This is a genomic window from Macrococcoides bohemicum (assembly GCF_016865215.1).
Taxonomy (GTDB): Bacteria; Bacillota; Bacilli; order Staphylococcales; family Staphylococcaceae; genus Macrococcoides; species Macrococcoides bohemicum.
Genome location: NZ_CP054482.1, coordinates 1,208,431 through 1,223,889, shown reverse-complemented (window position 1 = coordinate 1,223,889; position 15,459 = coordinate 1,208,431). Strand labels below are relative to the sequence as shown.

General features: G+C 34.1%; 15 protein-coding genes. 7 read left to right on the top strand and 8 right to left on the bottom strand.

Annotated elements, in window-relative coordinates:
- Window positions 1-26: 26 nt before the first annotated feature.
- Window positions 27-1,235, top strand: coding sequence for a GTP-binding protein (locus tag HT586_RS06260; protein ID WP_269152230.1), 1,209 nt, complete (start codon window positions 27-29; stop codon window positions 1,233-1,235).
- A 21-nt stretch (window positions 1,236-1,256) separates the two neighbouring features.
- The gene (gene rpmG / locus HT586_RS06255) at window positions 1,257-1,406 is read left to right on the top strand and encodes a 50S ribosomal protein L33 (RefSeq protein WP_096076614.1); all 150 of its coding nucleotides are present in this window, start codon (window positions 1,257-1,259) and stop codon (window positions 1,404-1,406) included.
- A gap of 582 nt (window positions 1,407-1,988) precedes the next feature.
- Here rpmG and HT586_RS06250 read toward each other — a convergent pair.
- Window positions 1,989-3,467 carry a catalase gene (locus HT586_RS06250; RefSeq protein WP_203545413.1) on the bottom strand — a complete coding sequence of 493 codons (1,479 nt, stop codon included), beginning with the start codon at window positions 3,465-3,467 and terminating at the stop codon, window positions 1,989-1,991.
- Window positions 3,468-3,730: 263 nt separating this feature from the next.
- Between HT586_RS06250 and HT586_RS06245 the strand changes: the two genes are divergently transcribed.
- Window positions 3,731-5,170 carry an amino acid permease gene (locus HT586_RS06245; protein WP_203545412.1) on the top strand — a complete coding sequence of 480 codons (1,440 nt, stop codon included), beginning with the start codon at window positions 3,731-3,733 and terminating at the stop codon, window positions 5,168-5,170.
- A gap of 75 nt (window positions 5,171-5,245) precedes the next feature.
- Window positions 5,246-5,563, top strand: coding sequence for a hypothetical protein (locus HT586_RS06240; RefSeq protein WP_096076617.1), 318 nt, complete (start codon window positions 5,246-5,248; stop codon window positions 5,561-5,563).
- Window positions 5,564-5,589: 26 nt separating this feature from the next.
- Here the strand turns inward: HT586_RS06240 and panD are convergent, their stop codons facing one another.
- The 3 genes from panD to panB are packed head-to-tail and all read right to left on the bottom strand — an operon-like array spanning window position 5,590 to window position 7,652.
- The gene (gene panD / locus HT586_RS06235; protein ID WP_096076618.1) at window positions 5,590-5,973 is read right to left on the bottom strand and encodes an aspartate 1-decarboxylase; all 384 of its coding nucleotides are present in this window, start codon (window positions 5,971-5,973) and stop codon (window positions 5,590-5,592) included.
- Window positions 5,974-6,828: a pantoate--beta-alanine ligase gene (gene panC, locus HT586_RS06230; protein ID WP_096076619.1), complete on the bottom strand. Its 855-nt coding sequence runs from the start codon at window positions 6,826-6,828 to the stop codon at window positions 5,974-5,976. It abuts the gene before it with no gap.
- A gap of 2 nt (window positions 6,829-6,830) precedes the next feature.
- Window positions 6,831-7,652 (bottom strand): 3-methyl-2-oxobutanoate hydroxymethyltransferase, encoded by an 822-nt coding sequence (panB, locus tag HT586_RS06225; protein WP_203545411.1) that lies wholly within the window; start codon window positions 7,650-7,652, stop codon window positions 6,831-6,833.
- A gap of 112 nt (window positions 7,653-7,764) precedes the next feature.
- Between panB and HT586_RS06220 the strand changes: the two genes are divergently transcribed.
- Window positions 7,765-8,628: an oxidoreductase gene (locus HT586_RS06220; protein WP_133354104.1), complete on the top strand. Its 864-nt coding sequence runs from the start codon at window positions 7,765-7,767 to the stop codon at window positions 8,626-8,628.
- 102 nt (window positions 8,629-8,730) lie between these two features.
- Window positions 8,731-9,878 (top strand): IS3 family transposase gene (locus HT586_RS06215; RefSeq protein WP_203546551.1). Its coding sequence is split into 2 segments (ribosomal slippage): window positions 8,731-9,001 and window positions 9,001-9,878, totalling 1,149 coding nucleotides; the frame shifts between segments, so codons are not numbered across the junction.
- A 73-nt stretch (window positions 9,879-9,951) separates the two neighbouring features.
- Here the strand turns inward: HT586_RS06215 and HT586_RS06210 are convergent.
- The 4 genes from HT586_RS06210 to HT586_RS06195 are packed head-to-tail and all read right to left on the bottom strand — an operon-like array spanning window position 9,952 to window position 13,983.
- Window positions 9,952-10,752 (bottom strand): Cof-type HAD-IIB family hydrolase, encoded by an 801-nt coding sequence (locus tag HT586_RS06210; protein WP_096076622.1) that lies wholly within the window; start codon window positions 10,750-10,752, stop codon window positions 9,952-9,954.
- A gap of 47 nt (window positions 10,753-10,799) precedes the next feature.
- Window positions 10,800-11,684 (bottom strand): homoserine kinase, encoded by an 885-nt coding sequence (gene thrB, locus HT586_RS06205; RefSeq protein ID WP_203545410.1) that lies wholly within the window; start codon window positions 11,682-11,684, stop codon window positions 10,800-10,802.
- Entirely contained in the window at window positions 11,685-12,746 is a 1,062-nt protein-coding gene (thrC, locus tag HT586_RS06200; protein WP_203545409.1) for a threonine synthase, read from the bottom strand.
- A gap of 1 nt (window position 12,747) precedes the next feature.
- Window positions 12,748-13,983: a homoserine dehydrogenase gene (locus tag HT586_RS06195; protein ID WP_203545408.1), complete on the bottom strand. Its 1,236-nt coding sequence runs from the start codon at window positions 13,981-13,983 to the stop codon at window positions 12,748-12,750.
- A gap of 119 nt (window positions 13,984-14,102) precedes the next feature.
- Here HT586_RS06195 and HT586_RS06190 point away from each other — a divergent pair, with 119 nt between their 5' ends.
- A complete protein-coding gene (locus tag HT586_RS06190) occupies window positions 14,103-15,449 on the top strand; it encodes an aspartate kinase (RefSeq protein ID WP_096076626.1) in 1,347 nt (448 codons plus the stop codon).
- Window positions 15,450-15,459 lie beyond the last annotated feature (10 nt).

Genomic DNA, 15,459 nt, shown 5'->3' with positions numbered 1-15,459 from the left:
AAAGATTACGAATTAGAGGTAAGATTTTGAAAGTACCTATTACAGTATTAAGTGGTTTCTTAGGCAGTGGTAAAACGACGTTGCTCAATCATATCCTTACTAATAACGAAAATAAAAAAATCGGGGTAATTGTTAATGATATGAGCGAAGTGAATGTCGATGCTGACTTAGTACACATGTCACGTACAGACGAAAAAATGATACAACTTCAAAACGGTTGTATATGCTGCACATTAAGAGAAGATTTATTAATCGAAATTGATAAATTAGTTAAAAACAATCAGTTAGACTATATTGTTATTGAATCTACGGGTATTTCAGAACCTGTACCTGTTGCGCAAACATTAACTTTAAATGATGAAGTGCTCAATATTAATTTAGCTGATACGACTATTTTAGATACGATGGTAACCGTTGTAGATGCTAACCGTTTCTGGGATGATTATGCATCAGGCGATTCACTAATTGATCGAAAAATGGCGAACGACGAATCTGACACACGCGAAGTTATTGATTTATTAATCGATCAGATTGAATTTGCAAATGTTATTCTATTAAATAAATGTGACCTTGTACACATTGAAGATTTAAAAGAATTAGAAGCATTATTGCATCAATTGAATCCAGAAGCTAAAATTTATCGAACTGAAAATTCAAATATTGCACTAGATAACATCTTAAATACACGTCTATTTGATTTCGAAAAATCCAGTCAGGCAGCAGGCTGGATTAAAGAATTAAATGAAGAACACACACCAGAAACTGAAGAATATGGGATAGCTTCTTTCGTATATCGAAGACAACGCCCATTCCATCCTGAGAGATTTATGCATCTCCTAGAACATTTCTCATTAGATATAATTCGATCAAAAGGATTCTTTTGGCTTGCATCTCGAAATAATATGTGTGGATTGCTTTCTCAGGCAGGAAATTCATTGCAAATTCAAGGTGCTGGTGAATGGATAGCAACTTATAATGAAACTGATATCCAGGCTGAAATGATGGAAGACCCTACTTTAAAAGCAAGATTGCATAGTGAATATGGTGACCGTCAAACTGAGTTAGTATTCATTGGTATTGAGATGAATAAAGAACAAATTATTCAGGATTTAGATGATTGTCTGTTAACTGATGATGAGATGAAACAAGATTGGTCAACATTTAATGATCCGCTTCCACAGTTCACAGTTGCTGAACCAGTTGAAGCAGATGTTATTTATAAAAATATTAAATAAAATTTAAAGGAGCGTATAAAAATGAGAGTAAATGTAACTTTAGCTTGTACAGAATGTGGAGATCGTAACTATATCACAAAGAAAAATAAAAGAAATAATCCTGAGCGTATTGAATTAATGAAATACAGCCCAAGATTAAAAAAATACACTTTACATCGTGAAACAAAATAATTATCGTTAAACGTGCAATATTATTGTGTATATATATCAATACGACACAAGGCATCCGATAGTGGATGCCTATTTTATTTATATGTTTTGAGCATCACATGTCAATCATAATAATAGACATTTACTACGTAAGTGACTTCAATTCTCTTTTGACGACACTTACTCACAAACTTTTATCATTTTCACTACGTAAGTGACTTCAATTCTCTTTCGACGACACTTACTCACAAACTTTTATCATTTTCACTTCGTAAGTGACTTCAATTCTCTTTTGACGACACTTACTCAAACCCTTTTTTCATTTTCACTTCATAAGTGGCTTCAATTCTCTTTTGACGACACTTACTCACAAACTTTTATCATTTTCACTTCATAAGTGGCTTCAATTCTCTTTTGACGACACTTACTCACTATCTAATGTCATTTTCACTTCATAAGTGGCTTCAATTCTCTTTTGACGACACTTACTCACTATCTAATGTCATTTTCACTTCATAAGTGACTTCAATTCTCTTTTGACGACACATTCAATTGAAACAACAAAACCTGCACCCAAATTGGGTGCAGGCTTTAAAGATACTTTTATTCCACTGTTAAATCAACTTCATTTATATCAATATTCATGGCAGCTGCTACACCTTGTCCGTATAATGGATCTGCTTTATAGCAATGTCTAATATGACGATGTTTAATTGGTGTTGAAACATCTTTCATTTCATTAGCTGTATTGATAAATAAACGTTTCTGTTCTTCTGGAGATAAAATATTAAATAATCTTCCAGGTTGTTCGAAATAATTATCATCATCTTCTCTAAAGTTCCATTCGTATACTGCACTATCAACTGCTAGTGCAGGTTTTTTATACTTTGCATCATCCTGATGGTGTTGATACTGATTTGGATAATAATTTGTATGACTACCTAAATTACCATCTACACGCATTGCACCATCTCTCGAGAATGGACATCCACCTGTAACTGCTTTAGGCGCATTTACAGGAATTTGATGATGGTTAACACCTAAACGGTATCTTTGCGCATCACCATATGAGAATAATCTACCTTGTAACATTTTATCAGGTGAAAAATCTAAACCTGGGATAATATTTGTCGGAGCAAATGCAGCTTGTTCTACTTCAGCAAAATAATTCTCAGGGTTTCTATTTAATTCAAACTCTCCAACTGGTATTAATGGATACTCACCTTTATACCATACTTTTGTTAAGTCGAAAGGATTGTCTTTATGGTTGCTTGCTTGTTCCTCAGTCATCACTTGAATATACATTTTCCATTTAGGGAAATCTCCCGCTTCAATCGCATTGTATAAGTCACGTTGACTTGATTCACGATCTGTCGCAATAATTTGCACTGCTTCTTCTGAAGTTAAATTTTCAATGCCTTGCTCAGTTCTGAAATGGAATTTCACCCATACACGCTCTCCAGCATCGTTATACATACTGTAAGTATGAGAACCAAATCCATGCATATGACGGAAACCTTTAGGAATACCGCGGTCACTCATCAAGATTGTAACTTGATGTAAAGCTTCTGGTAATGAAGTCCAGAAATCCCAGTTACTTTCCGGATTGTGCATATTTGTTCTTGGATCTCTTTTAACAACGTGATTTAAACTAGCAAATAACTTAGGATCACGGAAGAAGAATACCGGCGTATTATTACCCACTAAATCCCAGTTACCTTCTTCAGTATAGAATTTAAGTGCAAATCCACGGATATCACGTTCTGCTTCAGCAGCACCACGTTCACCAGCAACTGTTGAGAATCGAGCAAACATTTGTGTTTGTTTACCAATTTCACTAAAAATCTTAGCATTTGTATACTTTGTGATATCATGCGTCACTGTAAATGTTCCGTATGCTCCACTTCCTTTTGCATGCATTCTTCTTTCAGGAATTACTTCACGATCGAAATGCGCCATCTGTTCTAAAAAGAAGATATCCTGCATTACTAAAGGACCACGAGGACCTGCTGTCATAGAGTTTTCTCTGTCTCCAACTGGTGCGCCAAACAACCCTCTTAACTGATTATTATTCTCTGTCATATAAATTTCCTCCTTGATAATAACGATTTGAAATCGCCTTATTTATAATTATTATAATCTAGATTATCTGATAAAGCAATTTAATTATTTCTTAAATTTATTACAGTTGAAAAAGCCGTCATTAAGTGCTCCTCTTATACTTTAATGCATAAAAGCATAAACGCATTAAAACTTTTACTTGATAAATTTAAAGAATAGCCATACAATATTAAACATATTATCATTTATATTTATAAATCAGCGAAAGAAAGTAAGGTGTTGTTATGGAAAAGAAACAGATGGATAGAGATTTAAAAACGCGTCATATATCAATGATTGCAATCGGAGGCTCTATTGGTACAGGTTTATTTATGGCAAGTGGTGCTGTAATTTCACAGGCAGGACCTGGTGGTGCAATCGTCGCATATGCAATTATCGGAATTATGATATATTTTCTGATGACAGCACTCGGAGAACTCGCTACATTTTATCCTGTATCTGGGGCATTTAATGCATATGCAAGTCGTTTTATTGATCCTGCTGCCGGGTTTACAGTAGGCTGGTTATATTGGATTATCTGGAGTTTAGTAACAAGTGTTGATATTTTAACTGCTTCACAAGTATTAAGTTACTGGCAAATTTTTGGAGGTCTTCATCCTTTTATATGGTGTCTTATATTTTTAGCTTTATTATTTGCATTAAATGCATTTTCAGTAAAATCATTTGGTGAAGCTGAATTCTGGTTCAGTATTATTAAAGTAGCGACGATTATTATCTTCTTAATTATGGGATTATTATTAATATTCGGTATTATCGGTGGAGAACCTATCGGATTTAAAAATTTCTCTATCGGAGATGCACCTTTCCATAACGGTATTCTTGGTTTGCTTGGTGTACTCGTTGTTGCTGGTTTCTCTTTTGGTGGTACTGAAGTAGTTGCTGTAACTGCAGGAGAATCAGAAAACCCACAAGAATCAATGCCGAAAGCAATCAAACAAGTTTTCTGGAGAATTTTATTATTCTACATCGGTTCAATATTTATTATCGCTTGTATTATTCCTTATACAGACCCGAGATTATTAAATCAAAATAGCGATGTTGCGATGAGCCCATTTACAATTATCTTTGAAAAAGTTGGGATTCTGTTTGCTGCTTCAGTTATGAATACAATTATTTTAACAGCAGTTTTAAGTGCTGGTAATTCAGGTTTATATGCAACGAGCAGATTACTCTTTTCTTTAAGTCAGGATGGTAAGGCTCCTCGTTTCTTAGGGAATTTAAATAAGAATAAAATGCCGTTCAATGCGTTATTTGTAACAACAACATTTATCATTATCATATTAATTTATGCCAATATAAATATGGGTGGTTATGGTAAGCTACTGAGCATGGTTGGTTCATTAATCTTAATTGTATGGGCAATCAGTATCATTAGTCATATACGTTTGCGTCAAGCAATAAAAGCACAAGGAAAAAGTGTTAATCAGTTGTTACCATTTAAAGCACCACTATATCCAGTCGGTCCGATAATTGTCCTTATAACCATCGCCTTTTTGATGATTGGTCAATCATTTGCTGATATTCAGGCAATGAACTGGGTTAAAGTGTTTGAATCATTCTTACCATTAATGGTTGCTTTAGCCGTATATTTCTCTTATAAAGTTATACGTAAAGTTAATGTTATCCCAGCACAAAAAATTAATTTAGAAGAACATCAGCTATAAAATCACCCCTTTACAATGTACTGTACATTGTAAAGGGTTTCTTTGTATAATTAAAGTAACAAAGGAGTGATTAGGATGAGTGCAGGACAAACGAACCTATTTGATAATGTATTAAAAACAGATGAAAAATTTGTTATCGTCGTACAAGGTGTCTACGAAAAGAATGGGCAAATCATCAAAAAAATATTAAGAGAATATTCAAGTTTAGATATTACTGCAATGCACCGTTTATTTGAACATTTAAAAGATACTTATCTCTCTGAACCATTTGAAGATCATATGGTATTTTATGATATTTCAGTATATACAAACGAAGATTATGCTGCTGACAATCTTTTCGCGCATACGAAACGACTACGTGGCAGCAATACATGGACTCATACGCCAAAATAAAGAGACGTCATAAGACGTCTCTTTATTTATAAAACGATTGTATGTGCAGTTTCATGCAGCAATGATTTAATCTTATTATTCTCATCCATCACCACTACTTTGGGTTCGTGATGTTTCAATTCTTCTTCGTTTAATTGTGCATAAGAAATAATGATAATAATATCATCAACTTGTACTAATCGGGCTGCCGCACCATTTAAACAAACAACGCCACTTCCTCTTTCTCCAGATATAACATACGTTTCAAGACGAGCACCGTTATTATTATTGACGATTTGTACTTTTTCATTTGGTAAAATGTCTACTGCATCCAATATGTCCTGATCAATGGTAATACTACCAACATAGTTTAAATTTGCTTCTGTAACGCGTGCACGGTGAATTTTACCGTTCATCATTGTTCTAATCACTTATTGTTCATCCTTTAAAATAATATTATCAATCAATCTTGCTTTACTATACTTTACAGCGAGTGAAATAAATACTTGTGACTCAATCATAGCAACTTGCTTAAGCTCAGGGTAACTATAAATGGCTACTTCATCAATAAAACCCGCTGTATGTTGTGATAAATATGTTTTAATCGCATTTTCAATCACTTCAACACTGCGCTCACCATTATCGTATAATGTCTTCGCAACTTTTAAACTTTGTGATAATGCGACCGCTTCTGTGCGCTCAGTTTCAGTTAAATAAACATTCCTTGAGCTTTTTGCCAACCCATCTGCTTCACGCACTATATCTATCCCTACGATTTCAACAGAATGATTCATCTCTGCAACCATTTGTTCAATAATCGCAAGTTGTTGCGCATCTTTTTTCCCGAAATACGCTTTATCTGGTAGAACAATATTAAAGAGTTTATTCACAACCGTTACGACACCATCGAAATGACCTGGTCGTTTCGCACCTTCTAATACTTGCGCCATCGCACCTACTGTCAGTTGTATTTGCAATGGTCTTGGATACATTTCTTCTGGTTCTGGCGCAAATACATAATCAATACCGTTCTCAGCTAAAAATGCTTGATCCTGATCAATTTGTCTTGGATAATCCTCATAATCTTCATTCGGGCCAAATTGTAATGGGTTCACAAAAATACTTGCAATGACAACATCGTTCTCACTTTGTGCACGTTTCATTAATGTCATATGACCTTTATGTAAGGCACCCATCGTAGGTACAAGTCCGATACTTTTATTTTCTTTTTTTAACGCCTTAACGATACTTTGCATTTCTTTTATCGTTGTTATTTTTTTAGTCAATTTTAAACCTCACCTTTATTTAATTCATCCATAATTTTAGCTTTGTATGTGTATTCCTCACTTGGGAATACGCCTGATTTTACTTCTTCATTAAATTGTTTTATGGCATCAACACCTCTAGAAAAGTCGCCATATACTTTTACGAATTTCGCACGGTGCTCTTGCTCATATTGCAAGACATCATGATACACAAGCACTTGCCCGTCCGTACCATTTCCTGCACCGATACCAATAATCGGAATGTTCACTGACTGACTAATTGTCTCAGCTAAGTCACTTGGAATCACTTCTAATACGATCATGATGGCACCTGCAGCCTCCATCGCTTTACAATCTTCAATGAGTTGTGTTGCGGCATCTTTAGTCTTCGCTTGTACACTATAACCCATAATACCAACAGATTGTGGCGTTAATCCTAAATGCGCGACAACTGGTATCCCAATTTGTTTACAACGTGCAACGAAATCTGTTAAATGTGCACCTTCTGCTTTAATTGCATTCGCATTTGTTGCTTGATATAACGTTAATGCATTATTCAAATCTTGTTCCATACTGATGCCGACACTACCTATCGGCATATCAACAATCACAAATGTATTCGGCGCACCACGACGCACTGCTCGTCCGTGATGAATCATGTCATCTAGTGTAACCTGTACTGTCGTATCATATCCTAACACTGTCATACCTAGACTATCTCCAACAAGTATCGTGTCAATACCTGCTTTTTCAACTTGTCTTGCACTTGGATAATCATACGCAGTCAGCATCGTAATCTTCTCACCGTTCTGTTTCATCTTGTATAAATCTTGAGTTGTTCTCAAATTCTTCACACCTTTTTTGATAGTATATACATTATAGTGTGTAAAGGAGTATGTGTATAGTTTAATATAATAATATATTAGTGAAATAATTTATTATACGAGGAGAATTATGATGAAGAATATAGCAATTATTGGTGCTGGTGCTGTCGGAAGTATTATCCTGCATCTCATATCAAACGATAAATCTCTTAATATCGATATATTTGCGACAAAAAACAGAGGCATCAACTTACAAATAGATAATAAAAAAATATCGTTACCCTACAATACACAAATGCTAATAGAATCATCTAAAAAATACGATGTCATATTTATTACAACAAAAGCATATACATTAAAAGACATCATACCCTATATTGATAATATAACGCACCCTGAAACAATTATTATCATTTGCCAGAATGGTTACTCTCAAACAGAGCGAATAACGCATCCTAACACCTTCCATGCAGTCGTCTATATTAGCGGACAGAAAAAAGATGATATCGTAATATATTTTAGAGATAATCGACTTGTATTGCCGAACGATGTGCATACAAAAAAACTGCAATCGATATTTCTAAATACAGACCTTGATATATCGATTAGCGATGATTATCTTCAACAAATCTGGTTTAAACTGCTTGTTAATCTCGGCATCAACTCAATGACGGCATTAACGAAAAATACCGCACAAATATTAAAAGTAGTGGAAGTTAATCAGGCTTTAATTCAGTTATTAAAAGAAGGTATCACAGTGGCAAATAAAGACGGATTGTCATTTAACGATGATACGATAGATGAAATAATCAGTATATATAAGGGCTATCCTGATCATATGGGCACATCTATGTATTATGATGTACTAGAAAATGCATTAACAGAATATGAGTTTATTCAGGGATATATTTATGAGCGTGCAAGACATCATCAATTAAGTACCCCTACACTAGACATCGTTTATGCACTATTAAAAGGGTATCAGTATAATCGATAAAAAAAATGCAGGTCATTATGGAACTGACCCCATTTAGTGAGACAAAATAAAAAAGCACTCTTGTTGAATTCATATTAAAATGAATTTGATAGGAGTGTTTTTATTATGAAAAGAGTTTCATATTCAAGTGATGTTAAATGGAAATGTGTTCAACTCAAAGCCGCTGGCTTAAGTACAAAAGAAATAATGGATGAATTAAATATTAGAAATAAAACCCAAGTTGAAACATGGTGGAGATGGTACAGAAATGGAGAAACACATCGATTCGATCAACAAGTTGGAAAACAATATAGTTATTCTAAGGGAATTCAAGAACTCGATGAGATTGAACAATTAAAATTAGAAATAAGAAGGAAAGATGCGGAGTTAGATGTCTTAAAAAAGTACAAGGAATTACAAAGGAGTTGGTACCAGAGATTGTAGTAGAATTGGTTGAATCATTAAGAAGTGAATATGGCTTAGAAATATTGTTATCTGCACTACAAGTAGCACGTTCAACATTTTACAGATGGAGAAATCATGCTTCTAATAGAAATTATCATCTCGAGAAAAAGATTGGGCAAATATGCAAAGATAATAATTTTACCTACGGTTATCGAAAAATTTGTAACATAATTAATCGTGATTCTGAACAGCCAATAAATCATAAGCGTGTTCAAAGAATAATGCAAAAAAATAATTGGAATTGCAGAGCTAGAGCTAAAAAGGAACAAAAATTGGGCAAGCCATACTATATTACAGATAATATCTTAAATCGCAATTTTAAAACCGATAAACCTTTAACAAAGTTGGTAACAGACATAACATATTTACCATTTGGTAATACAATGCTTTATTTATCATCGATTATGGATTTATATAATGGGGAAATCATCGCTTACACAATAAACGATAAACAAGACACGAAGTTTGTTTTAGATACACTAAATCAAATAGAACTCCCGAAGGGATGCATCTTACATAGCGACCAAGGAAGTGTTTATAGCTCTAAAGATTATTATGATGAATGCAAAGAAAAAGACATTATCAGATCAATGTCGCGAAAAGCGACACCTGCTGATAATGCCTGTATTGAATGTTTCCATTCCTCGCTAAAGTCTGAAACATTCTATTTAAACAGTGAGCGAAATAGCTCTAATTACATTGTAAAAGAAATTGTAAAGAAATACATCAAGAATTATAATGAAAATAGAATTCAACAAAAATTAGGCTACTTATCTCCGATAGAATATCGAAAACAAGCAGCCTAATTGAGATGCTTTTTTGTTATGTCTCAAATTAAGGGTTCAGCACCTTATTAATTTAATGACCTGCGTTTTTTTATTATAGATATTGTTTAACAATGCGTGCGATTCCATCCTGATTATGATCGTCTGTAATAACATCCGCGATTGCTTTAATATTGTCATTTGCATTACCCATCGCAACCCCAAGTCCTGCAAATTCAAGCATATCCTTATCGTTATTACTATCTCCGAAAGCCATAACCTCACTCGGTTTAATGTCTAACTTATCAACGAGCTGTTTTAAAACTTTACCTTTAGATACATCTTTATTCATAAACTCAAGGAAGAATGGTTTAGAAGTTGTAGCATGGATATCATCGTTAAATCTACCACCTATTGTCTCGTTCATCGCACTAATTTTATCGATGTCATCAACACCCATTAATTTCGGAACGTTACTTTGTACAAATGCTTTTAAGTTATCAACAGGTTGCATCGGAAGACCTGTTAATTCATGTTCAACATTCATATATTCATGTGTACCTTCGTAAACGATTGTGTTATCGATATATGTTAATACAAAGACATCACGCGCCTTTAAGTAATCATAAACTTCATCGAACGATGCTTTGCTGACATATGTCTCTGCAATACGTTCTCCTGTTTGCATATCTGTCACTTCAGCCCCATTATAACTTAAGATATATGATCCATATTCAGCAAGTTTCAATTGTTTCGCTGCATCAAGCATACCACCAGTTGGTCGGCCAGATGCAAGCACAACTTTGATACCTTTTTCCTGCGCTTCTATCAAGACATCTTTCGTTGAATCAAGAATAGTATTGTCAGATGTTAAAAGTGTATCATCCATATCTAAAACAATCATTTTATATAACATTTTCTTCACTCCAAATCATTTAATACAGTTATCGTATCATAAAATGGTTATTTTTCGTATGCAATAACACCATTAACATCTACTTGAATGTGTTTAACTTCACAATTTTGTAACTGATTGAGTTGTTTAAAGTTTTCATTGAAATGATCTGGGTGACATACGACGAAGATGGATGGACCTGCACCACTTAAAAATGCATAACAATCCCCGTTAATTGCTGCTCTCACCATTTCATAATGTGGTACTAAATGTTTGCGATATGGCTCATGGTAAACATCCTGCATCATCATTTGACCGGCAGTAACGTAATCTTTTGCGTACAATGCTGCAATAAGCATATTTCCAATTGCACCCGCTTCAACAGCTTTACTATATTGTAAGCTTTCAGGTAAGGCTACACGTGCTTCACTTGTTTTTAGTTCATAATCCGGAATAACCACCATAATTGGCCATTCAATAACAGGAACCTGCAATATTCTTGTAGTATTGAGATGCGCATTATAATAACCAACCACAACACCACCCAATACACTTGGTGCAACATTATCCGGATGGCCTTCAATTTCAGATAATAGACTTACTTTCTCCTCTTTCGACAAATTTAGTCCATAAAAGTAATCAATGATTTCAAGACTCGCAATTAATGCCGATCCTGAACTCCCTAACCCTCTTGCTAAAGGGATATCTGTATGCATTACAACAGAAAAGGCTTTAGTTTGTAAATTAAATTTCTCCATAAAATATGCACAGTATTTACGAATATAGTGTTCTTCATTATTTTCTAAATCTGCAAGTTCCTCACCAAAGTGCTGAATATCCCAAACATCATTTTCTGAAACTTCTAACTCTAAATATAGGTTAACCGCCATCCCCAATGAATCAAATCCTGGGCCTAAATTTGATGTAGATGCGGGCACTTTTATATATAACATTTAAATCACCGACTCTATATATTTTATTATTGCTGCTTCTTTATTCTTTAATACTTTAGGTTGAACTTCGATTGTATCTATCGCTGTTTGTGGGTCTTTCAGTCCGTTACCCGTCAATACTGCGACGATTCGTTTGCCTTTCGGAAGTTTACCTTCTTTATGCATCTTAATTAATCCAGCGATGCTTGCGTTACTACCAGGTTCTGCAAATACGCCTTCTTTACTCGTAATTAATTGATAAGCATCTAATATTTCTTCATCAGTAACTGCATCGATTAAGCCTGAAGATTCATCACGTGCATTTTCAGCTAGGATCCAGCTGGCAGGATTTCCTATTCGTATCGCAGTAGCAATTGTCTCCGGCTTATCAATGACATGGCCTTTAACAATAGGTGATGCCCCTTCAGCCTGAAAACCAAACATTTGTGGCAATGAAGTATTATGCTTCTCTGCATATTCTTTAAAACCTTTCCAGTATGCAGAAATATTTCCGGCATTACCTACTGGTATTGCCAAAATATCAGGTGATCCACCAAGTTGCTCTATCACTTCAAAAGCAGCAGTTTTTTGTCCTTCAAGACGATATGGATTAACTGAATTTACAAGTGCGATATCATCTCTTATTTCACTCACTTTTCTAACGATATTTAACGCTTCATCAAAGTTGCCTTCAATCGATACAATTTCGGCGCCATAAATAATAGCCTGTGCAAGTTTACCCATGGCAATCTTACCTTCAGGAATGACAACAACAGTCTTTAATCCAGCACGAGCTGCATAAGCTGCAGCAGATGCTGAAGTATTACCAGTCGATGCACAGATAACGATTTCCTTACCTTCTTCTTTCGCTTTTGCGACCGCCATTACCATACCTCTATCTTTAAAAGAACCCGTAGGATTAGCACCTTCTACTTTTACATACACTTCATTCTCTAATATTTCAGAAAGATATGGCATATGAATTAATGGCGTTCCTCCTTCATTCAATGTTAGTAATGCTGTATTTTCATTTATCGGTAAATAGGCTTTGTATTCTTCCAGTAATCCATTCCATCTTTTCATGCTAAACACCTTCGATTCTGTATATTTTGTATATTTCATTTAATTGACCTAAATATTCTTTAATCATCTCATAATCCTGTGCATTAAATTCATTACATTCAAGTGCAACAATGCCGTCCTGAACGATATAACGAGAATGTTTGATATCCTTTAATATTGTTTCGACATTACTATCAGCAAATAAATCAATCATTAGCAGCATATTGTATGATTGATTAGATTGTACCGCTTTAGTATTTACTTCAAGATGAAGCGGTAAATTATGATTATCAGTATCAATCATTTCAATAATATGTAGTAAATCACTGACTACGGCACTACCAGTAGCAAGACTTCCAGCGCCTTTACCATAATACATCGTGTCACCTACAGCATTGCCGTCAATATAGATTGCGTTATATTCATTTTCAACATGTGCTAATTGGTGAGAATGTGGAATAGCTGTTGGTGCAACAGATAACTTAGCTTGTTTTCCATCATATAAACCGTTACCGATTAATTTTATGCGATATCCAAGTTGTTTTGCCAGCTCTATATGATTTAAGCGCACTTCTCGAATACCTTCTACAGAACAATCCTGTAATTTATTGAACTGATTAAACGCTAAGTAGCTCATAATCACTACTTTTCTTTGCGCATCGATACCATCGACATCTGCTGTTGGATCTGCTTCGGCATATCCTAATTCAGTAGCAATTTTCAAAGCTTCTTCATAAGACTGTCCTTCATTACTCATCTTACTTAAAATAAAATTACTTGTTCCATTAAATATACCCATAAAATGCGTAATACCATTTGCACTTAAACCGTAGTTCAACGCATTGATAATTGGAATACCTCCAGCTACTGCTGCTTCATATTTTAATGAGACACCTGATTCACGAGAAGCATTTTCTAATGATTCTAATCGATCTGCAAGCAAATCTTTATTTGCAGTAATTACATGAATTTTATTCTGTAATGCTGTTTTTATTAGCTCATACGTGCCATCAATACCACCCATCACTTCGATAAGAATATCAATATCACTATTCACGATTGATGTTAAATCTGTTGTTAAATGATATTGATCTACCTCTATATCGCGTTGTTTATTTATATTATGAACACCAATAGCGGTGATAATTAAATCAGTATTTAATTTTTCTTTAATTTGTTCTTTATTTTCTTCAATGATACGAACAACACCTGTTCCTACTGTCCCTAAACCGAGTAAACCAATCTTTAATTGTTTCATAGCAACCTCCTGTTTTTCTCAAAAATACAGTTGTACTCTTGAAAAAGATTTATATTTATAGTATAACTAAGTCATTAATAAAGTAAAGCTTAAAATACAAAAAGAAGAGAGTGTTGTTAATGATCGTATGTAAATTTGGAGGTAGTAGCGTTGCAAACGCTCAGCAAATAAAGAAAATCCTAAATATAATAAATCAAGAAGAACAGAGAAAAATTGTAATTGTTTCTGCACCAGGCAAGAGAAATTCAGATGATATAAAAGTGACTGATTTATTAATTCAATTATACGATAAAGTATTGTTAAGTGAAAAATATGACAATGAATTAAATGATATTCTTCACCGTTTTGAAAGTATCGAAAATGAATTAGGATTAACTACAACATTAACCCCTCTTTTTAATACACAACTTCTGGACTTTATACAAAAATATAATAATCAGCCATTACGATTACTTGATGCAATAAAAAGTTCAGGTGAAGATTTTAATGCACAGCTCATTGCAGCTTATAATAATCAAAATGGTATAAAAACAACTTATCTATCTCCGAAAGCATTAAATATGATCGTATCAGACGAACCTGGTAACGCGATTATTAATGATGATAGCTTCGAAAAAATTTATAAAGTAATTCAAAACATCGCAGGAAAAATAATTATTCCAGGATTTTTTGGCGTAAATGAAAACGGAGATCGTGTTACTTTCTCCAGAGGTGGAAGTGATATTACAGGTGCAATAATATCAAGAAGTGTTCATGCTGAAATATATGAAAATTTCACAGATGTTTCAGGAATTTTTGCCGCCAACCCTAATATAGTGGAAAATCCAGCTTCCATACACAACTTAACATATGCAGAAATGCGCGAACTTTCATATGCTGGGTTCAATGTTTTTCATGACGAAGCATTAATGCCATTATACAAAGAAGGTATACCCGTGAATATTAAAAATACAAACGATCCAGACCATCCTGGAACGATGATTACTAAATCAAGAGCTTCAAGTGGCGTTGTCGGTGTAAGTTGTGATTCTGGCTTTGTTAGTATAAATATGACTAAGTATTTAATGAATAGAGAAATAGGTTTCACAAGAAAGTTATTAACGATACTTGAAGACAATCATATTTCTTATGAACATATGCCATCTGGTATTGATGATATCAGTTTAATCATTAGAAAAAATAAGTTGAACGATAATTTGTATGAACTGATTACTGAAATAAAAAATCAACTTAATGTTGATGATATTTCTGTAGAAGAGAATATTGCAATTCTCATGATTGTTGGACTAGGAATGAAAACTCAGGTTGGTACAGCAAATAAAGCGACAGAAGCATTCAGAAAGAATAATATTAACTTGAAGATGATCAATCAAGGGTCTTCAGAAATTAGCATGATGTTTGGTATAGATGAAGCAGATGAAACGAAAGCAGTACAAGCCATTTATGATGCATATTTTACGGCATAAAAAAACAGCG